The sequence below is a fragment of the Vibrio sp. TH_r3 genome (assembly GCF_033101115.1).
Taxonomy (GTDB): domain Bacteria; phylum Pseudomonadota; class Gammaproteobacteria; order Enterobacterales; family Vibrionaceae; genus Vibrio.
The window spans coordinates 51750-73892 of the sequence record NZ_JAWMPW010000010.1 but is presented as its reverse complement, the minus strand read 5'-3'; the positions used below and the strand labels follow the sequence as shown (position 1 = coordinate 73892).

At 38.9% G+C, this 22143-nt stretch carries 15 protein-coding genes; 6 read left to right on the top strand and 9 right to left on the bottom strand.

What is annotated here, in order from left to right; translation table 11 throughout:
* Positions 1 to 215 precede the first annotated feature (215 nt).
* Both R3X26_RS10650 and R3X26_RS10645 read left to right on the top strand, forming a co-directional pair.
* Positions 216 to 1280: an OmpA family protein gene (locus R3X26_RS10650; RefSeq protein ID WP_317717292.1), complete on the top strand. Its 1065-nt coding sequence runs from the start codon at positions 216 to 218 to the stop codon at positions 1278 to 1280.
* Complete coding sequence (locus R3X26_RS10645) at positions 1277 to 3229, top strand: Ig-like domain-containing protein (RefSeq protein ID WP_317717291.1); 1953 nt, start codon at positions 1277 to 1279, stop codon at positions 3227 to 3229. Before R3X26_RS10650 ends, R3X26_RS10645 begins: the two co-directional genes overlap by 4 nt.
* Before the next feature lie 65 nt (positions 3230 to 3294).
* Here the strand turns inward: R3X26_RS10645 and R3X26_RS10640 are convergent, their stop codons facing one another.
* Genes R3X26_RS10640 through R3X26_RS10625 form a run of 4 tightly spaced genes read right to left on the bottom strand, consistent with a single transcriptional unit; the run spans position 3295 to position 9453 of the window.
* A complete protein-coding gene (locus R3X26_RS10640; protein ID WP_317717290.1) occupies positions 3295 to 5409 on the bottom strand; it encodes a type I secretion system permease/ATPase in 2115 nt (704 codons plus the stop codon).
* A gap of 25 nt (positions 5410 to 5434) precedes the next feature.
* On the bottom strand, positions 5435 to 7345 hold the full coding sequence (locus R3X26_RS10635) for an EAL domain-containing protein (protein ID WP_317717289.1): 1911 nt from the start codon (positions 7343 to 7345) through the stop codon (positions 5435 to 5437).
* 5 nt (positions 7346 to 7350) lie between these two features.
* A complete protein-coding gene (locus R3X26_RS10630; RefSeq protein WP_317717288.1) occupies positions 7351 to 8016 on the bottom strand; it encodes a transglutaminase-like cysteine peptidase in 666 nt (221 codons plus the stop codon).
* A gap of 45 nt (positions 8017 to 8061) precedes the next feature.
* Positions 8062 to 9453, bottom strand: a complete 1392-nt coding sequence (locus R3X26_RS10625) for an HlyD family type I secretion periplasmic adaptor subunit (RefSeq protein WP_317717287.1) — start codon at positions 9451 to 9453, stop codon at positions 8062 to 8064.
* Positions 9454 to 9760: 307 nt separating this feature from the next.
* Here R3X26_RS10625 and pdxH point away from each other — a divergent pair, with 307 nt between their 5' ends.
* A complete protein-coding gene (gene pdxH / locus R3X26_RS10620; protein ID WP_317717286.1) occupies positions 9761 to 10414 on the top strand; it encodes a pyridoxamine 5'-phosphate oxidase in 654 nt (217 codons plus the stop codon).
* Between the two features lie 84 nt (positions 10415 to 10498).
* On the opposite strand, the gene R3X26_RS10615 is transcribed toward pdxH, so the two are convergent.
* On the bottom strand, positions 10499 to 12400 hold the full coding sequence (locus tag R3X26_RS10615; RefSeq protein WP_317717323.1) for an SUMF1/EgtB/PvdO family nonheme iron enzyme: 1902 nt from the start codon (positions 12398 to 12400) through the stop codon (positions 10499 to 10501).
* Between the two features lie 182 nt (positions 12401 to 12582).
* Complete coding sequence (locus R3X26_RS10610; RefSeq protein WP_317717285.1) at positions 12583 to 13677, bottom strand: PEGA domain-containing protein; 1095 nt, start codon at positions 13675 to 13677, stop codon at positions 12583 to 12585.
* 830 nt (positions 13678 to 14507) lie between these two features.
* Here R3X26_RS10610 and putP point away from each other — a divergent pair.
* Both putP and R3X26_RS10600 read left to right on the top strand, forming a co-directional pair.
* Positions 14508 to 16001: a sodium/proline symporter PutP gene (gene putP, locus R3X26_RS10605; protein WP_317717284.1), complete on the top strand. Its 1494-nt coding sequence runs from the start codon at positions 14508 to 14510 to the stop codon at positions 15999 to 16001.
* A 594-nt stretch (positions 16002 to 16595) separates the two neighbouring features.
* Positions 16596 to 17075 (top strand): Lrp/AsnC family transcriptional regulator, encoded by a 480-nt coding sequence (locus tag R3X26_RS10600; protein ID WP_317717283.1) that lies wholly within the window; start codon positions 16596 to 16598, stop codon positions 17073 to 17075.
* Positions 17076 to 17264: 189 nt separating this feature from the next.
* On the opposite strand, the gene R3X26_RS10595 is transcribed toward R3X26_RS10600, so the two are convergent.
* Entirely contained in the window at positions 17265 to 17969 is a 705-nt protein-coding gene (locus tag R3X26_RS10595) for a DUF445 domain-containing protein (RefSeq protein ID WP_317717282.1), read from the bottom strand.
* 129 nt (positions 17970 to 18098) lie between these two features.
* Positions 18099 to 19946: an ABC transporter ATP-binding protein gene (locus R3X26_RS10590; RefSeq protein WP_317717281.1), complete on the bottom strand. Its 1848-nt coding sequence runs from the start codon at positions 19944 to 19946 to the stop codon at positions 18099 to 18101.
* A 294-nt stretch (positions 19947 to 20240) separates the two neighbouring features.
* Between R3X26_RS10590 and ctlX the strand changes: the two genes are divergently transcribed.
* Positions 20241 to 21206 carry a citrulline utilization hydrolase CtlX gene (ctlX, locus tag R3X26_RS10585; protein WP_317717280.1) on the top strand — a complete coding sequence of 322 codons (966 nt, stop codon included), beginning with the start codon at positions 20241 to 20243 and terminating at the stop codon, positions 21204 to 21206.
* Positions 21207 to 21296: 90 nt separating this feature from the next.
* Here the strand turns inward: ctlX and R3X26_RS10580 are convergent, their stop codons facing one another.
* A complete protein-coding gene (locus tag R3X26_RS10580) occupies positions 21297 to 21953 on the bottom strand; it encodes an NAD(P)H-dependent oxidoreductase (protein ID WP_317717279.1) in 657 nt (218 codons plus the stop codon).
* Between the last annotated feature and the right edge of the window lie 190 nt (positions 21954 to 22143).

Sequence of the window (22143 nt, the reverse complement as noted above, 5' to 3'; positions counted from 1 at the left end):
TAGCTATTAGTTTATAGAGTCACCCGCTCAGTTTTTCGCTTTATTTCATTCATAGTCCAAGTTATTAGCCTATAGTTTATAGATACTTGCTCTATGATTGTACGAGAAATAATTTTGTAACCTTAGGTCGGTAATTGGTTGTAGTGACTATGGCAAATTATTTCCTAACTCATGGGTAGTAGTTTCTAATTTGTTTTTCTATGTGAAGGAATACTATGAAAACTATAAACTCAGCACTTTTTTGTTGTTCGCTGTTTTGTCTTCCTGTTTTAGGTTCAGAACCTCCCTCTATAAACCAGAAACAACCTAATGATTTGGAACATATCCAATATCCACATTTCTACCTTGGTGGTCGGTTAGGTTGGAGTTTCTTCCAAGACGCATGTAGTAATGATGCGAGCGATTGTAATGACGACATGGTAGGCGGAGGATTTTATATAGGTTATCAGTTCAATCATTGGTTTGCTATTGAAGGAGGGATTACCGATTATGGTGAGCCGAACGCTACGTATAATCTAGCAACCGTTAGTGCGGATGTTTATGGTAAGGAACTGTCTGGGAAGTTCTCTTATCCGCTCTCGTCTGAATTTACCCTCTTCAGCCGGTTAGGTGGATCATATTTAGATGTAAAAAAAGTTTCAAGTTGGGCTGGCAAACAAAATAATAGCAATTGGAACGCGTTGGCTTCTATTGGTGTGGATTACTCTTTGTCACCAGATTGGTCGTTAAGAGCGGAGTACCAATTTATTGACGGAATTGGTGGTAGCGATACGCTAAAATCCGATTTACACTTTACTTCGATTGGTTTTACTTATCGTTTTGGCCAAAAAACACCGCCAGAGTTAGTCGCTACTGTTTTAGAAGACTCCGGACCTGCCTCATCTCAATTGGTTAAACCTACAGCCACTCCGAAGCCCATTATATTAGGTTCTGATGGGTTGTTTGATATCGATTCACATCACCTTAAATATACCCCCGAATTGACTGCGTTAGCTGAAAAATTAACCCATTATTCTCATGGGTTAATCTATATCACCGGCTATACGGATAGCTCTGGTTCCAAAGTGTATAACCAGAGATTATCAGAACAACGAGCCATTGCGATCTCAGAGTATTTCAAACGAATGGGTATTGAGCAACAGCGATTAAATATAAATGCAAAGGGCGAGGGTTCACCTGTCGCAGATAATAAAACAGTTGAAGGACGTAAAGAAAACCGTCGCGTAGAAATTCGATTTGAAGTGCCAGCCAGTGAAGAAAATAATGAGGGGCAACAATGATGAAGTATGGATTCTTTCTACTGATATGCTCAATCTTACTGGGCTGTAATAATGGTGATGAAAATTTACTGAGTAGTTCTGAGTTATCGGCGGATGCAGTCGAGCTAATTGTTACTCCCAAAGTAGAGCAAACACCATTGGGTTTTTCCGTACAATACCAAGCGAATGCTTTGCTATCTGATGGTCGGGTTATTGATGTAACCCATAATCCGGCATTAACGTGGCATTCTACTAATGAAAATATCGCTACTATTAATGGTAGTGGTGTGGCTAAAGGTCAATCTGTAGGTAATGTGACAATTTCAGCATCAGGCAGTGCTAATGGTGAAACGCTAACTGATGACGCGAGTTTAGATATTACCGATGCAACAGTAATGTCACTTCAAGTGACTCCTGTAAATTCAGAAGTGCCTGTCGGTTTATCTCAACAATTTATTGCTACGGCTCTATTTTCAGATGGTTCAACATTAAATGTTACCAATGATGGCGTTGTTACTTGGAGTAGTAGCGATACTGATATTGCGTCGGTTGTTTCCTCGCGTTTTACCGGCAATGGCTTGGCTACAGGATTATCAACCGGTAGTATCACAATTAGCGCGTCAGGCAGTGCTAATGGTCAAACGTTTACTGGTGTAGCCAATTTGGATGTTATAGACGCAGTCGTCACTGCGTTAGATATTTCACCAGAAAGTTCAGAAATTCCCATCGGTTTAGCTCAACAATTTACCGCAATCGCCACTTTTTCCAATGGGAATACATTAGATGTTACTAATGATGGTGCAGTAAACTGGAGTGTTAATGACGATAGTGTGGCAACGATAACATCTACTTTAGAAATGGATAACGGACTTGCTACAGGCATATCAACCGGTTCGGTTGCGGTAAAGGCATCTGGTAATGCAAATGGTCAAACGTTTACCGATGTTGCAACGTTAAATGTTGTCGATGCAACCGTAACTGCGCTCGAAGTTACACCAGAAAATGCAGAAGTACCGGTTGGCTTATCACAGCAATTTACTGCCACCGCAACACTCTCGGATGGTAGTACGCTAGATGTCACCAATGATGAGGCATTAAGCTGGAGCAGTAGTGATAGCAGTATAGCCTCCATTGCTTCTGCGTTATCATCAGGAAATGGTCTTGCGACAGGTATAACTTCTAGCACTGTTACCATAACCGCTTTTGGTAATGCCAATGGCCAAACGTTTACGGATGCGGCAACTCTAAATGTTGTTGATGCAATCGTAACCGATTTAGAGATTACGCCTACATCGGCTAGAGTTCCGATAGGTTTATCACAGCAATTTACTGCTACTGCAACATTTTCAGACAGCAGTACGCGCGATGTGACTAACGATGGAGCGATAAGTTGGAGTAGTAGTGATATCAGCACCGCTACCGTTATTTCCTCTCAAGATACTGGCAATGGTGTGTCTTTTGGTGTTACTTCGGGAGACGTTGAGATTTCAGTATTAGGAAATGCGAACGGCAGCTTGTTTAGCGATACCGCATCACTGGAAGTACTTGCTGCTACATCTAGCCAATTATTTGGAGAGGAAGATAGTGGAGATGTCTCTGGCAACTACCTGCTAGGATCGAGTCAAAACCTCAGTTTCCGCTGTGGCTCTATTGTTGATGCAATGGGGACACCTGAAGGAGGGCTTGTCGGTGGTACTGGAGGTACCTTTTACACTGTTTCGGCGGTTGATGTAGTAAGAGTCGATGTAGACTGGGGAAATTTTACATACGATCAAAGTGCTGATGTGACTATTTCAAAAATAGTCCTTGAATATGACGATAATAGTATTTTTTCTTGTGGGCAGAACACAGATACATCAGACATTCAATCTGACTACTGGACTGTACCCGCGGGTGAGAAATTTCTCGGTTTTCATATTACCAGTAGCGCATATGCACACTCTTTGAGGGTGATATCTATTACCGAATAAAGTTGAAGTGTTATAGAGTTTATTATTCACTATGCGGTTAAATACTCTATAACACTTTACTCGGGTTAAGCGGTGGCTTTTACTTTACCTTGTTTGAGCTCATTTAGTACTTTATGTTTCGGGCCATCCGCGATAATCGCGCCTTTTTCCATAATGATGACCCTGTCTACAATATCTAACATGGTTGTCTTATGAGTAATAAGGATAAGCGTTTCGTCTTTGCGTAATTGACCTAATTGGTTTTTAATCCGTATTTCTGTGCGGTTATCCATCGCACTAGTTGGCTCGTCCATTAATAATACGGGTGGTCGACCTAATAGTGCTCGGGCGATCGACACTGACTGCCTTTGCCCTCCGGAAAGCAACATCCCTCCTTCACCAACTTGTCTTTCTAATCCTGCGGGATCTTGTTGGGTAAATACCGTTACTCCAGCCCGGTTCGCTGCGTCCATGATTTCTCTATCATCGACAAGTGTTTGCCCTAGGGTAATATTATCTCTGATTGATCCGAAAAACAGCAGACTTTCTTGTGGCACACAGCCTATATTACGCCTTATGTCAACATGATGCAGCTGAGCTATATCGGTGTCGTCAATGCGAACATGGCCTTCTGTCGGCTTGTAAAGACCCATTATTAGCCGTTCTAACGTTGTTTTTCCTGAGCCTATTCGGCCAATAATGGCAACTTTCTCTCCAGGGTGGATAGTTAAACTCACATCACGGATAGACGCCATTTCTGAATCTGGGTACTTGAAGGTTACTCTGTCTAATTCAATTTTACCTTGGATAATAGGACGGTGAATATAACGTTTTCCCTCTTCCTGCTCATCAGGCATCTGCATGACTTGTTCGATAATCGTCATTGATGACTTTGCCTGGTTATAACGAGTCGAAAGTAAAGATAATTGTACTAGCGGGCCAATAGCTCTGCCACTCAACATGGTTGCGGCTATTAAACCGCCCATGGTCAGTTCACCATCTGCTATTAAGTAAACACCTAGAATGATCATACCTATATTACTGGATTGCTGCACAAAGCCAGCCATATTTTGGATGGTATCGGTTAGACGCTTAGTTTTAATATTCCAGTTTGCCATATGAGCAACAGATTCTTCCCAGCGATACTGGAACTGGCTTTCTGCTCCGAATAATTTTACTGATTCTAATCCGGCTAGACTTTCAATTAAATTCGCGTACTTTTGTGATGCTAGCCGAGAGCCTTCTTCGATACTTTTTCTTAATGGAGCTTGAATTAGGAGGGAATGGATAATAAGAATTAGCACCCCAATAATCGGAATAATCACCAAGTTTCCAGCAAGTAACCAAATTACAATTAAAAATAACAAAGCAAAAGGTAAGTCAATTAAGGCTGTAATGGTGGCGGAAGTAAAAAACTCTCGAATAGACTCAAATTCTTGCAGGTGTCGGGCAAATGCCCCTACGGAAGGCGGTCGAGACTCCATCCGAATGCCCATCACTTTACTGTATAGCTTTGATGATATGAGAATATCCGATTTTTTTCCCGCTACATCAATAAAATAACTTCTAAGGGACTTGAGGACAAAATCAAATAGGAATACTACAAATATTCCGGATGCTAATACCCACAAAGATTCGAAAGCGAGATTTGGTACAACTTTATCGTAAACAAGCCGAGTAAACATTGGTGCTGCGATCGCAAATACATTTACCAAAATCGAGGCAATAAGTACATCTCTGTAAATATGTTTCGAGGCGAATAAGGTTCCCCAAAACCAGTGGCCATCTCTTGTTTTTAGTATTTCAGGAGAACGTTGGTCATAACGAAATTGCTTTTTTATTAGAAAGTATCGCCCTGTATATTGCTGCTCAAGCTCAGTCACAGGGATCGATATGGGCATCATATCAGAATCAGATGTGATGATTTCTGCGTCGCCATCTTTTTCATTAACGCTAATCAGTACACATGAATTACCTTCGTCTAGAAGTAAAATAGCAGGTAGTATGAGTTTGGATATTTGATCCAGTGGCGTTCTATTTTCTTTAGCGATTAAGCCCGCTCGCTCCGCTGCTCTAGGGAACAGAAAAGGAGTGAGTAGGCCATCAGATAAAGGTAAACCATTTACAAGAGCATCGGGCGAATTAGACAAGCCATAATAACGACTGACGTAAATTAATGAATTTAAAAGTGGATCTTGCATTCAACGTGACCTCAAATATATTTAATTACTTGTCTACAATAAAACCTTGGAAAGCTTCTATATAATGTTTAGACAAGAAATCGAGCTGAGCTTTAGTTTCAACCCTTGATGCTATGGTTTTTATTCCTAGGTTATGAGCTGCACGAGATATTGACGTTAACGTGTAAGCTTGTTTTTCGTCTTCGATTTGGTGCGTATACAAATAATCTAGTTTAACGTAGTTGGGTCTGAATTCGTTGATATAATCTAACGAATGGAAGTGCCTGCCGTAGTTATCGACACCAAAATCTGATCCACGGCTGCGGATAGCGTGACAAAGCAACGCGGTGTGGTGTTGATGAGAAATAAAGCAAATTTCAGGAATCTCAAAGTGTAACTTCGGTGCTGCTTTAGGGTGTTTTGCCAGTAACTTGGTGAGCCAGCGAATAAAGCTTGGTTCGGATATACTGCTGACAGTCAGATTGATAGCCAATGTGTCTTGAATTGCTCCCGCATTAAGTTTTTGAATCATGTCTTCAATAACAAATTGGTCGAACAGATAACCAGCATTGAGTTGATCTAATGCGAATAGATATTGATTGGCGGTGTAACGTACTCCATCTTTCTCAATCGATGAGAATACTTCTTTATGGAACGTTGTGCCGTTATGATTAGTGGCCGATTGAAACTTAAATTCGACGCTACGTGAATTAATCGCTTCTTCAACCAGTTCTTTCCATTGAAGTTTACCGAGCAAGGATTGTTTATTGTCTTCAGAAACGATGTCGTAACTTTGTTCGGGGTGAACAATTGCTTGTGATAGGGCATTATCTACTAGAGATAATATTTCGGTACTAGATTTTTGCGTTTCACTGAACACTAACCCTAATGCCATATCGATAGGTGCTGTGCCTGTTGGATCTGGGCGCATACTTTGAATATTGGCTACAATATCATTGGCAACTGTTTCTAAATCTTCTTTTTCAATATTTGGGAAAATGAAAGCAAATTCTTCGGTGTTTATACGAGCCAATATTGAAATTGAAGAGTTTGTTGTCAGTTTTAGGTGGTCTGCTAGTTCTCTTATTAAAGTATCACCTGCTTCATACCCAAATTCATCATAGGCATCTTTGATAAATTTTGCGCGTAATAAAGCAACACCTCCTCGAGAGGATTCTTGCAGCCATTGGTTGAGTTGTCCCATGAAGAATGAACGGTTACCTAGTTGGGAAACAGGATCCATATAGGCTCGTTCTCTTAATTTCTCAGCTTCTTGGGCTTGAGTTTTAAAGCTTTGCTCTACCTGCTTAGACATTAAATTGATGCCATTGACTACTGGCACCAGATCTTTCGTTTTCGGTTGTTTAAGTGGTTCACCGAATTTATTCTCAGCAATATCTTGCATTTTTTTGGTAATAAGAAATAAAGGTCGTAGACTTCTCTTCAACATGGCAGAAATAAGCAGCATACCGAAAGTAAATGAGAATATAAAAACAATGCCTAAGTGTTTTAGAGCTGCCCAGAGTTGCACGTACGCTTCTCCCGGATGACTAACAATTTCAATTTCCGCTAATTGTAACCAACCACTTGTTACTACACGTTTATCTTCCAGTTTTGACAAAAGGTTCATATTAATAAACCAATTAGGTACGTCGGTAGCCGTCACAGGGTAGGTACGTAAAATTTCTTCATTGTCATCAAGGAAGGTAAGCTTTACTACTGAATAAGAGCTACCATCAAATAGCGCATTAATAACAGATTCCACTGCAACTTTGTCTTTTTGTTCTAGGTAAGGCGCGAGTGCAAGACCCACTGTATTGATGGTGTTGTTGACCTCTGAACGTTGTTGTTGGATCAGAAAGTTACGTGTTGTTGAGAACTCTATTGCGAATACAGAGCTAACAAGTAACAAGAAAACAGCCAGCATTCCGGCAACAAGTTGTTTATGTAATGTCATGATGGTTACTCATTATAGTTTCGTTTTGGTGTATTTAGTTTCAAGCTTTTATTTCGCGAACGAAGGTCATTCCACAAACTTAATCTCGAGGCATTTCCTGCTAACTCTCCACTGGCTTTTTCTTTCATAAGCCAGAGATTTTTACCATTAAAACTGTATATCGGTAATAAGTCAGGGCGCTGTGTCGCTGGCAGAATTACTGGGTTAATATTGTCGAGTATTATCGGCACTGAATTGGGTTTCTCATAATAAGCCAATACCATATGGAATTGATTTAACTCGATCGCTTTGACGTAGACTAAGCGCAATTTTGTATCTGAAACACCGAGCTCTAATAGTGAGAAATATTTAGCGATAGTAAAATCTTCGCAATCTCCAGCATTACTGCCTATGAACTCAAGCGGTGTAGCCCAGTAATCATTTTTCCCCCACAAATCGATGTCATTAACGAAATTAAGTTGATTGAAAAATTTGTTAATACGTTCAAGCTTATGCATTTCTGAATCTTGTTTCAGAGACGCTATTTCCGTTCTCCAAGTCATGGTACGTTTGGCCGCATGAGAACCATATATTCTTGATACTGCATCTACCCATTGCTGCTCTACTGTATTGAGCGCAAAAGAAGCGATAGAAAACGACATTATTATCAATAAAATACTAAAAGATTTCATTGAAGTATATGGATCCAGTAGATTAGCAACATGTAGTGCATTTCCTTATTCTCGTAATGCTGTTTGTTGGGCCGTTAATATTGGGTTTAACAGATAACTTAAAATTGTCCGTTTGCCGGTAATAATATCTACAGATGTGGTCATACCCGGTATAATCGGAAGCTCTGCTTTATTTAAGAATTTATGCTCATCGGTTCGTATTCTTACTAAATAGAAACTATTGCCTTCTTCATCTTGAATTGTATCTGCGCTTATATGTTCTAATACGCCATCGAGTCCGCCGTAGCGGGTAAAGTTATAAGCGCTGAATTTGACGATAGCCGGTAATCCTGGTCTTAAAAATGCGATATCTTGTGGAGCAATTTTAGCTTCTACTAATAATGCGTCTTCTGTCGGGACGATTTCGATTAAGTCCATACCCGGTTGAATAACCCCACCGACAGTATTAACATATATTTTTTTGACGGTTCCAGTGACAGGGGAAAGTACCACAGTCCGATTCACTTTATCTTCTAGTCCAACCGTTGATTCACTTAGTGCAGAAAGTTTATCTTGTATTTGATTGAGTTTCTCTTGTTGTTCCGAGCGAAATTTAAGTGCCGCATCTATCCTGCCTAACATCACTTCTCGTATTGCAGAGTTGATACTTGGAATTTTTAATCTTGTAGAAGTAAGTTCGCTTTCTTTGTCATTTAGTTGACGCTGTAGTTTTAGAAACTCAATTTTTGGAACGATCCCTTCGTCAGCCAATGGTTTGGTTATATCGATTTCTCGTTTGACGAGTTCATAGCTCGTTCTTAAACTTTTTTCTTTAGCTCTTTGTTCAATTAATTCCTGTTCTTTTTGCTTTACTTGTTGATTTAAAACAGAAAGTCTATTTTGTAAGTTCTCTAAACCTTGGCGGTATTCAGCTAATTGTCTGTCGACCAAAAGTGGTTGATTTGAACTGAAAGTAGGAGGGAATGTAAGTTTATCGAAACTTATTCTTACGCTGTCTTGCCAGTTGTTTTCGTCGAAATCTTCTTCAATTAGAACACTACTGATCGAGGCCGAAAGTTGTAGAACATTCGCAGTTAAACTAAGGATTTGTTGTTCACTTTCTCTGTAGTCAGAACGAAAGCGAGTGTCATCTATTAGAATAAGTTGTTGGCCTTTGGTGACTAAATCGCCTTCTCGAACGAGTAAGCTTTTTACTAAACCACCTTCTAAGTTTTGTACTATTTGCAATTGTGAACTTGGGATGACTTTTCCTTGACCAACCGTTACTTTATCTATTTGTGCCCATGAAGCCCATGTTATGGCAGCGATAAAAAATAGCACTATTATCCAAAGCAGAATTCGGGCACTATTTGGCGTGTTAAGAAGCAAAGCGGCAGTTTTATCATCAACATAGTCTAATTCTGAATCTTTGAGTTTTGCAAACTTCTTAATGCTCATTTATCTTTCCTAGAAATACTCTGGCCACAATGTTGTGACTTAATCAGTAATGATTGTGTTAGCTGTTGCGTAGAATGTTAAACGTCAGTTTATCTTTTCACAAAAAAGTGATAACACTTGTAGGCTAACTGTACTTATACATTAATACCGAATAGTCCAACTATATTGAATAATTTAAGTTCATTGTCAATGTATACATCAAACTTCTTATATATGGATGTTTGGATATAGAATAGTTGACTTATAAAGAAGATTCTTGTTTTCAGACCAGTATAAGCGCAGAATCTGAAAAAAATGAGGAAATAACATGAAATTAGACGATATTCGTCGTGAATATTTAAGAGGAGGGTTGCGTCGAAACGATCTGCGAAACAACCCTATTGATCAGTTTAATGATTGGTTAGAACAAGCTATACGTGCTGAGTTAGCGGATCCTACTGCAATGACGGTAGCGACGGTGGATGAAAATGGTCAACCGTTTCAACGCATAGTATTGCTAAAAAATGTCGATAATAATGGTTTTGTATTTTATACCAATTTGGCTAGCAGGAAAGCTCATCAGATTGGTGTTAACTCTAAAGTTAGTTTGCACTTTCCTTGGCATACTATAGAGAGGCAAGTCCATGTTACTGGCACCGCGGTAAAGCTGTCGACTATAGAGAATATTAAGTATTTTTCTTCACGTCCTAAAGAGAGTCAAATAGCGGCATGGGCAAGTAAACAAAGTAGTCGTTTGTCTGCGAGAGGCATGCTGGAAGGAAAGTATTTAGAGCTCAAACAAAAATTTGCCAATGGTGATGTGCCTATTCCTAGCTTTTGGGGTGGTTTTCGTATTGTGCCAGATAGTATTGAGTTTTGGCAGGGAGGCGAACATCGTCTACATGATAGGTTTCTATTTAATAAAGAGAATAATGTGCAAGATGATGATGTTTTATGGCGTGTTGAACGTTTAGCCCCCTAGGCTCATTAAATCCCGCTCTTATTCGAGCAGGATTTAATAGGTAGTAGCCGTAAACTCAGAGCTGGGCTCTTTTTTGATATAGTGTTAAAGCTGACGTAGTATCCTGAATCCTAGATAATTTGCTGACGTGTTTGGCGTAAGATATAGTCTACTCTGGGCGGTTGCTTGATTAGGAGAAAAGCTCCAAGCGCCACCTTTAGCGATAGCTTGGTTCGCGTTTATTTCTTGGTTAGATTGTGAACCTTGAGGTTGTTTAGTCCATTCCCAAACGTTACCGACAACATCGTAAAGGCCAAATCGGTTTGGAGCGAAGGATTTTACTGGTGATGTACTGGTATTAGACCATTGAGTTCCACTCCATCCTGTATTTGCTTTACCTGATCCAAATGTGTTGCCCCACCAGTAGGCATTTTTGTTACCTGCTTGTGCTGCAATTTGCCACTCTGCTTCTGATGGTAACCTATAGGTATGACCTGTTTGTTTCGACAGCCAATTAGTGTAGGCGATTGCATCTGTCATACTGACACATACAACGGGTGAGTTAACTTCTTGTTTAAAACCAGGGTTTCTCCAATAACCATTAGTTATAGGTGTAACTTGTGACTCTTCTATTGCGATACAAATCTTCTTAAGTTCAGCGTCGGTTTTATAGTGAGTTGCATCAATAAAAGCCTTGAACTGTGAGACCGTGATAGGGGTTACCGACATTGCAAATGCTTTTTTAATGGTAACTTGTCTGATTTTTGTTGTTTCTTGACTGCTTTCTATAATGCCGTTCGTAATAGAACTATTTTGGTTTATTTGATATTGACCAGGAGCAATCACGGTCATTTCTGGAGCTTGGGATTGATTATTTAACTTATCTGCGAATTTTTGACCAGAGTGAGCGATATTTCTCTCCTGTTGCAGATTAGCTCGCAGAGTGTGATCTTCACGAATATTTAATTCTCGTTTAAAAGGACGATATCCTTGTTTTTCTATTGTTACTTGATGAGAACCTACAGGCAACATTAGATCTAGAGGCGTACTTCCGTAACTAACACCATCTATTGTTACTTTATCCTCATACTGATTTGAACGAACGGTGACCGTTACCCATTGAATTTCTTCTTGTTGACTCATTTGTTGTTGGCCTGCATCAAAACAATAAGCAGAGGCGACGTCAAGTAATTTACAAGGTGTATTTGTTGCAGGGCGCGCTTGCATAGTGACATCTAATATAGCTTGGTAACGATTTCCTTCCACAAAACTGCTTTTCGATGCTTTTTTGTTTATCACATGTATGTTTAACGAAGCCGATTCTATATTTTGCTTAACGAGGTTTTGTTCGCTGACATTGGCTATAAGGTTATCTTGATATTGGGTTACGGCTTTTTGTAGCGCGAGATCTTGTGTTCTATCAGCACATTGCGCAATCGTCATGTCGTTTTTACATACATTGGTAAAGCTAACAGTGAGTTGTTTCTCTTGACTGAGTTCGGTTCTCAGTTTCTCTATACGAGCTCGAATTTTCTGTTCTGACAATTGGTTTAATTCGACAGCAAGACGCTTTTGGTCTGCTTCAAACAAAGATAAATCTGCATACAGCTCTTGAATTTTTTGCTGAGATTCTAAGCGTTCTTTTTGATTTTTTTTCACTTCGGCCCATGAATTTTGATACATCTTTTGGCTAGGTTTAATATCAAATTCAGGCTCGTCTGCAATGCGTGCGTAATCTTTATCTAGTGCACTCTTACTTTGCTTCAATTTATTGTCTAAAACCACAGACAATTTTTCTAAACTTGATTGTTTAGTTTGAGCGGTTTGTATAAGAGACTTTTGTTTGGCGATCTGTTCTGCAGAAGCATCCATTTCTGCTTGCTTTAACTCAAGTGCATCGCTAGCTTGCTGAATATTGGCCGAGCTTGTGGTTTCCAAAGCGAATGTTGTAGCAGAAACGAAGCATGGAGAAAGCGCGAGTAGTAATACAGGTAATCCTTGTCGCATAGTCATATTTACTTCAATGATTAATTAAATAATTACCCTATTCTATACGAAAACGCCATTTTGTCAGAGCATATCATTATAAGATAATAGACAAAATGGCGTTAAATAATCAGCTTTGTGAATTCTAACAGTAAGCTAAGTAGCAAATTGGCCCTGTTTGGACACCAATACGTTAAAGTTTATTAGTTCTGCTTACTTTCTTTTAGCTTGATCCAAACAGTATCATTACCGTTAATAGTAATGGTTCGGCTGTATGTTTCATAACCTGATTTAGAGACGGTAAATTGATGTTGTCCTGCCGGTAGTGCGACTTGGATTGGTGTCGAACCGTATTTTACACCATTGATCGTTACGTTGTCGTTGTATTGGTTTGATCGCACCGTAACGTTAGCCCAAGATTTATTCTCTTTATTTAATTGAGTTGTAGATTGCTGTTTAAGGCAGTACCTAGATTCAACACTTAATAATTTACACGCGGCTATTGATTCAGGTTTCGCCTGTAATTGGGCCTGCATTTCAGTGTGATAGGAGTTGCTACCAGAAAAGCCACTCTTAATGAATTGGCTTTCTTGAACATGAATGTTCAATTGAGCGCTGTCCAAATTTTGTTTGGCTAAATTTGCTTCCGTTAAGCTATTGAGTAATTTTTCTTTAAACGTCTTAACCGCTTTTTGTTTGGTAAGATATTGGCCTTGATTGATACATTCGCCTAATGTCATTGTCGATGAACATGTGGTCGTGTACGTTGTTGTTAATACACTACTTTCACTTAACTCGGCATTTAATCGCTTCACTCTGGCTTCAATACGAGATTCTTTTAAGTTCTCATATTCAGTATTCAAGCGAGCCTGCTTCTGTTTGATTTGTGACAGCAGTACTTGGCTTTCAGTGATTTCTTGACGATTCTCTAATAGTAAAGATTGGTTTTCTTTTACTGTCGCCCAAGACTCCTGGTACTCTCTTTGATAAGAGGTTAAGTCGGTATCGGGGTCATCGAGTAATTTTGAATATTGCTTATCAAGTGCTGTTTTTGCGCGATTTTTTTTTGCTTCTTTTTCTGAAGCCTCTATTTCTAAACTCGCGCGTTGTTGTTGCAAACGCTTCAACTTTATCGATTCAGAATCAAATTCTTGATTTATGCTATCGATATCGGCGTTTTTCTGTTCGATTTTTGTGTCTATTGCAACAACAGGATCCATTTGTTGGCTGTTATCTTCTGCAATAGACCAAAAGGAAATAAGCGCAAGACAAAGCGCTGAGATACGGCGTATGATCATAAGTCCCTGCAATATTGGTGGTTAAGTAATCCAGTTTAAAATAAATCAATAGTATTTAGGTTGCATTTTTTTGAGCTGATTGCTAACCAAGATCAAGGATAGCATTATTAGTTCTACTTTATAAATAGTTATGCTTGTTTTTAAGAGCAAGAAAGCATCCTTTCTGTTCAGCCTCATCTTAATTATGTTGATCTATTTTGAGTAAACATTGGCCGTAATTCACTTCTACTTGATCATCGTTCCGAAATGATGATTGCTGCCTGTTCAATAGGTTAAGGCAAGTGAATTGGCTAGGTCGGGTGTCGAAAAACAAGCGGTAACTCATTTTTCTGTAAATGAAACACAGCAATGAGAAGCGCATCTGTAAGGTGTTGACTTACATATAAACAATGATCGGTCAATCATTTCTAAACGGGTTTAGTTTAAGCAGGATACCGGACGAGTAAATAAAATCATATTACTATTTTATAAACTGCAAAGCGCAAGTGATTACTTACTTCAATGGTTAAGTTAAATCATCATGTACTTTTAAATTAAGAGACTTAATTACGAAAGAATGATCAAGGAGATTCATCTGTTTGTAAAATGAATTTTTTGTAATCGTTCGCCCTTGATCATGTTTCCTGTGGTATTTGTTACATTGCTATTTTCAGTCGACACTTATTCCGCGATAAATCAGCTTATTGACCTGAAAGTTCAATAAATTATAGCTAATTTGACGATGTGACTTGATTTAGACAGGTGAAGTACGTGATCATAGTCCGTTCTTTAATACCTGTTCCACTTATCAGGTAGAACAAGGAAGATTATTTTAGTTAGAGGAGAATTTAATGATAGAAAATAGCATTGCTATTACAGCCACATTTGCTGGTTATTTAATTATGATGTTACTGATTGGTTATTACGCCTATCAACGCACATCAAATTCAAGCGATTACTTTCTTGGTGGACGTTCATTAGGCCCTTGGCCTGCGGCTTTATCGGCTGGTGCTTCCGATATGAGTGGGTGGTTACTACTCGGATTACCAGGTTATGCTTATGCTGCTGGAATAGAAGCTTTATGGCTTGCTGGTGGTTTGTTAATAGGAACTTGGGCTAATTGGTATGTTTGTGCCAAACGTCTTAGGACTTATAGCATTGTCACTGATTCATTAACTATCCCTGAGTTTTTATCTCGTCGCTTTAATGATAAATCTAAATTGATACAAAGCATCTCGGCTTTCTTTATTTTGTTATTTTTCCTTTTTTATACAAGTTCTGGCCTTGTGGCTGGCGGCAAACTATTTGAGACAGTATTTGGTTTGGATTATAGCTATGCCGTAATTATTGGCGCGGTTTGTGTTGTTTCTTATACGTTGTTTGGTGGTTTTTTGGCGGTATCATGGACAGATTTAGTTCAAGGTTTATTAATGTCTGCTGCATTAATGATTGTTCCGATCGCTGCAATGCAAGGAGGATTTAGTCAACTAACTACGGACTTATCGAATATAAACCCAGAGTTGCTTACTTTATGGAATGATTCAAAAGGTGAGCCATTAACAATCATTGCGATTATTTCTCTAGTTGCTTGGGGGTTAGGTTATTTTGGGCAACCGCATATTCTGGCTCGATTTAAAGCGACTCGCACCAATAAAGATTTGGTTACGGCTCGTCGAATTGCCGTTGTATGGTCTGCTTTTTCGATGGTCGGCGCTTTGTTAGTCGGTTTGGTTGGACTTGTGTATGGCACTAATTCTGACGCGGGTCTATTAGTTGATGGAGAAAAAGTATTTATGGTTTTAGTCAATGCCATTTTCCATCCGGTCATTGCAGGGATATTATTGGCCGCTATTCTTGCTGCAATAATGAGCACAGCCGATTCTCAATTACTTGTTTCATCATCGGCTTTAGCGGAAGATTTTTATAAGCAAGTGTTTAAACCGAATGCAACTTCAGAAGAGGTAGTTAAGGTTGGTCGTATAGGTGTTATTTTAATTTCTATTCTAGCGTTAGTTTTAGCTGCGAGTCCTGATAGCTCTGTGCTTGGTTTGGTGTCTTATGCATGGGCTGGATTTGGTGCTGCATTTGGACCGGCTATTGTGTTGAGTCTATATTGGTCGAAAATGAATAGAAACGGAGCGTTGGCGGGTATCATTGTTGGCGGTGTTACTATTGTTGTCTGGAAACAGTTATCGGGTGGCTGGTTTGATGTATATGAAATTGTTCCTGGGATCGTTTTTTCTACGATCGCAATAGTCTTTGGGAGTTTATTTTTAGGTGAGCCAGAGCAAAAAGTAACCGATCAATATAAAGAGTATCAGCAGGCGTTAAACCAGCTTGATTGATTATTTAATCCAAATTGACTAATTAGTATTTACTGATTATATGAGTTAAGTAGTATAAATGGGGCCGATTAATGGCCCTATTTTTGTGAGCAAAATCTTACAAATAGAAAATAAATTAAAGTTTTTACATTAATCTAATAATTCTATTTGTTTTACGTATTAGTATAGTTTTTCGTTATATAACTTATTCATAAGTCAAGGCTTTAGGAAATACCATGTCAGATTTTTACTGTCCCGAGTGTAAAAGAACAACAACCCACAAGAAGATTATGTGTAAAAATCAGGTATGTCCTGAGTCATCCATAGGACAGTTTTTTAATTCTTTAGGTCAAATTTTTCGTGGTACGCATTATCATGAAATGGAAGAACAACTTTTTTGCAGAGAATGTAATTGCCAAAAGTTAGATGTAAAAATAGCAGAAAAGTCGATAAGTACAGCAGCAAATGCTCACTAGCTTGTTTGGTTAATTACCTCTAGTGATAGATTTACAGTGATCCAGATAAGGTGTTATCTGGATTTTTTCTTTTTTTTCTCAACAAAGTCGTTATATTGAGAGAAATTGTTATTGAAAAATGGAAGGCTGAGCAAAGGATATGGCTCAAAATTTAGATAAAACGGACTTAGAAATCCTTCGAATCTTGAACAAGAAAGGTCGCCTTTCTATGGTCGAGTTAGCAAAACAAGTTCACTTAACAACGTCTCCATGTTCAGACAGAGTTAAGCGTCTTGAAAAAGAAGGTTTTATTCAAGGTTATCATGCTGAATTATGCCCAGAAAAATTGGGGTTAGATGTTCAGGTCTTTATCCATGTTCGACTGGATCAATCAAGTTTCTCTATATTTGATAAGTTTGCTAAAGCGGTTGATTTAATGCCTGAAATTGAAGAGCATTATTCTTTGTCTGGTGACTTTGATGCCATGATTAAAATTCGAGTAAAAGACATGAAAGCGTATCAAGTGTTTATGTCTCACAAGCTAGGTACCTTGCCAGGTATTATCCAAACTCGTAGTGAAGTAGTAATAGAGGAACATAAAAAAAGCTTTGGTATTAATGCTGATAATGTTTCGCTTTGAATAAGTTAATGTAATCTACGTACAGAAAATACTCGGTGTTTAATTGTTAACTTTACACTGTAAATAGCCGAGTATAAGTAGGTGTTTTTATGGCGTTAACCCGATAGGTGAGATTAACTTTTAACTTCACCTATCGAGCTAATGTTTTCATCGTATTTTAGTGCTCAATTTGAATAGAGTCGTTACTCATTACATTAGCGATGATGAAATAACCCCAATTAACCCGCCAAAAACGCCGCCCCAAACGACAAGCCAACCTAGATGTTGTTTGATCATATCTTGCACCATTTGTTTTACTAGCTTCGGTGTGAGTTCATTCAGTCTTTGGTCAATGATGTTTTCGATGTTTTGTTGAATTTCAGTCATCATATTAGGCTGTTCGAATTGGTTCTTTAATGTTTGTTTAACTGCATCACTTTGACTTATCTCAACCACAGATTGTTGCATCTTCTCTACAAAAGGTTGTTTAAGTGGTAACAGTGCTTCTGTTCCGCCAAACATTGCTAGCATGCCGCCGAATGATGAATTGGCAATAACGTCGACTAATGATTCAAATGTTGGCTCAAAATCGATGCTGTTAATCACGGGTGAAAGATCGAGTTTATTGCTGCCGATCATTTCTTGAGTTAAAAATCGGTCAATGTTTTCGTCGGTGAAAAACTGCTCCATCATTAGTGTTTTAATCGCTATTTTAAATTCCTCAAAACGCGCCGGAATAACGCCTGAACCATATAATCCAGGTACTTTTTCAAACAGCATATGTACTGCTAACCAATTGGTAATGGCTCCAGAAAAAGCAAACACCCCTGCATAGAGTAACGTTTGGTTGTTTGTTTGATAGCCAATAGCTAATAAAGCCAATGCGATAATGTTGGTGGTAAGACTTTTATTCATAGTTGCTCAGAAAGGTTACGTTGATAAAACAGAGCAAGATTTTAGACAGTAATAGTTTATAAGTGAAGTGATTTTATTGCTAGCGTATTGCAATCATTGGCGGACGTATCCGCCAATAACATGTTATTGCTAGATGGTGCTTTGCTCATTTTCTCCGATAAAACCACCAGTTTGGTGTGCCCAGAGTTGAGCGTAAATACCTTTGCCTTTTATCAATTCTTGGTGTGTACCTTGTTCAACGACTTGACCTTTATCTAGGACGATAAGCCTATCCATTGCGGCTATCGTGGAGAGTCGATGGGCTATTGCGATAACAGTTTTCCCTTCCATTAATTCAAAGAAACTTTCTTGAATAGCTGCTTCTACTTCTGAATCGAGAGCGGAAGTGGCTTCATCTAGAATCAATAGTGGCGCATCTTTTAGTAATACTCGCGATATAGCGATTCGTTGCCGTTGACCACCAGAAAGTTTAACGCCGCGTTCACCTACTTGTGCATCATAGCCACGGTTTCCATGAGGGTCGGTTAGCGTTTCTATGAACTCGTGTGCTTCTGCTTGAATCGTGGCTTTCAGTACTTCTTCGTCTGTTGCATCTGGTTTGCCGTACAAAATATTTTCTTTTATTGAGCGGTGTAATAAGGACGTGTCTTGTGTGACCATACCAATATTAGCTCGTAATGAATCTTGAGTGACATCGGAGATAACTTGCCCATCAATCTTAATTTTTCCGCTTTCTACATCATGGAAACGAAGTAATAGATTAACAAGAGTCGATTTACCAGCACCTGATCGGCCAACTAGCCCCACTTTTTCCCCTGGTTTTATCTGTAGATTTAGGTTGCTAATCACGCCTTTGTCTTTTTCACCATAATGGAAACTGACGTCATCAAACTCAATACCGCCTTTGGCAACGTTTAACGGTTTAGCATCTTCCTTGTCAGTTATATCTATTGGTTTGGAAAGAGTGGCAATACCATCAACAACAGTGCCCATGTTTTCAAATAAAGTACCGACCTCCCACATTATCCACATAGACATGCCATTGATACGTAATGCTAAGCTAATCGCTATCGCGATAGCACCGATAGAAATAGCGCTTTCCATCCATAGGAAAATTGACATAGCCGCGATAGAAAAAACCAAAAAATAGTTAACTATTTCTACACTAACGTTGAATCCAGTCACCAAACGCATTTGTCGATAAACTGTATCCAAAAAGCCTTCCATACCTTCTTCGGCATACTTAGTTTCTCGTTTACTGTGTGAAAATAGTTTAACAGTGGCAATATTGGTGTAACTGTCTACAATTCGGCCGGTCATGGTTGATCGTGCATCGGCTTGTTCGGATGAAACGACTTTTAATTTAGGAACGAAATACATTTGTATTGCGATATAAGCGAATAACCAAACTAGCATCGGTATCATTAAGCGCCAATCTGCTTGAGCGAGCATCACAATAATAGAAGTAAAGTAGACAATAACGTAAACGAAAACGTCAGCGGCTTTCATTACGGTTTCTCGTACAGCGAGAGAGGTTTGCATTACTTTTGTGGCAATACGACCAGCAAAATCATCCTGATAAAAAGAAAGGCTTTGTTTTAAAAGGTATCGGTGAGCCATCCACCGAATCGACATTGGGTAATTGCCTAATAAAGTTTGGTGGATATTAAGCGAATATATGGTGACCATAATGGGCATAACGATTAACAGTAGAATGCCTATAAACCAAAGTGTGGCTCTGTTTTCCTCTAAAAACGTTTCTGGATTGCTATTCGATAGCCAATCGACTAACTGTCCCATAAAGCCAAATAGAGACACTTCAATAATCGCGATGATCGCACTCATGATTGCCATTAATATTAACGGCTTTTCATAGCCACGAGTATAGTGCCGGCAAAAGGCTAAAATTCCGCTAGGCGGTTGTTGTGGTTCTTCTTCTGGAAAGGGTTTTGTTAGTCGTTCAAAAAACTTGTACATTTAATTATCCTTATCCCACCTTGTTATTGTTTTATCTTCAACTATTTTAGAAAAAAGGCGGAGTTATTAACTCGTACACACTAACTCAAACAATAAAAAAAGAACATGCCTTTACGACTGTTACTTTGTATAGTTAGTTGAATTTGACCAGTGTTTTCCTACAATTAACGGCAATTTAGACGATGTACAGTAATAAAACCTAGTTACTAGGTGATAAAAGCGATGATTTCAGTGAATTGATACCGGATAAGGTGATTACAATCAATATTATTAACAATAATAGGTATCAATGGAATGAACTTAATTCAAAAAACACACACTCATGTTGCTGGTTCTATTCAAAACGCTGATTGCGTTGTGATGGTACCCCCTAAAGAATTTCGCTTTAATGTTCAAACTGCGCAAGATAATGAATTCCAAAATAACGTGCAATATAGTGACGAACTTGTTCAACAAAAAGCGATGAAAGAGTTTCGTTCGATGGTTTGTACGCTTCGACGCGAAGGGATTGATGTTATTGAATTTGATTATCCACTGGCTGATCAGCAAACTCCAGATGCGGTTTTTCCTAATAATTGGTTTAGCACTACCGCGTCAGGAGAGGTGGTTTTTTTCCCTATGGCGTGTCCTAATCGTCGATTAGAAGTACGGCCGCAAGCCTTGCTAGATACGCTTAGCCATTCTGGTCGCGAGGTTGTATCAAATTCCTCACTGGTTTCCTTCGCAGAGCAGAACGCTTTTTTGGAGAGCACCGGTGTTATGGTGAAGGATCATATTAACCAAACTATATATGCTGCGTTATCTCAGCGTTGTGACCGAGAAGTTCTTGAAGAGTACGCTCGACAAATTGGTTATGAACGGGTGATTTCCTTTCAAACAATGCTTCCCTCTGGAGCGCCAATTTACCACACCAACGTTATGATGGCGGTAGGAGAGTCCTTTTGTGTTATTTGTGACCAGATTATCCCGGAATTTGAGCGTCGTTTTGTGGTTAAGTCTCTGGCAAAAAGTAAGCAAGTTATTTCGATTTCGTTGCAGCAAATGAATCACTTCTGTGGAAATATCCTACAATTGAAAAATAGCCGTGGTGAAAAACTGATTGCGATGTCTCAATCTGCTTATGATGCTTTTACCGTGACCCAACGAAATCAGCTTGCTACCCACGGAAAATTAGTCGCGCTGGATGTGTCAACCATTGAAAGCATTGGTGGTGGCAGTGTTCGTTGCATGTTAGCTGAAGTGTTTTTAACTAAGAAATGATACTGAGTGGCTGGTTATATAAAAAGGATAGGCTTTTCAATTGCCTATCCTTACTAAGTACAATGCAAGGCTAATGCGCAATACTAAAACTTAAAGCACCGACACAATATCTTCTAGTGGTAAACGCGCTTTTGGAAGGCCGTGGTTATAATCTTCTCCGTCTTTGTGATAACCCATTGCTAATGCTACTTCACATACATGCCCATCTAACTCTTCGTTGAAAAGTTCACCAATTAACTCTGCGTCAACCCCTTCCATCGGAGTTGATGCAATGCCTAATCGAGCGAGTACATGCAAAATATTACCCAAGGCTAAATAAACTTGAGATTTGGTCCAGTGGCCATTGAATCCATGTTCGTCGGTATTGCCTTCCGCAAAAGCATACGCACCCATAAATGTTTCGTACATGTCGGCGGGTAAGTGACCAGAACTCACTTCTACATCTACTCTTTTGCTAAATTTTTCTTTAGTAAATTTAGGATCATAAGCAAATAAAATAGTGTGAGACGCCTCTTTTGCATGCGGTTGGTTAAATTGATATTTATTGGCAAAACTGTCGTGAAAACGTTGTTTAGCGCTATCGCTTTCAACCACAATAAATTTCCAAGGTTGAGAGTTAATAGATGATGCTGAAAGACGTAATGCTTGCAAAATTATTTGCATGTCTTGTTCAGAAATACGTTTAGATGGGTCGTATTTTTTGGCGGTATAGCGACTGTTAAGATCCGTGATAATTTGATGAGACACGTTTTACCTCTCTGACAATTGATAAGTTATAGGTTTATATTTCTAGTGTTAAAAGAGAAACCAGAATATTTAGCGCCATTATATTTATAATTAAAACAATATAAACAACTTAAATATAGAATCAGTTTCAATATAAAATTGATAATAATAGGTGGTTTATCTGTTGTTATCTATTGTAAATGAGTTAAGG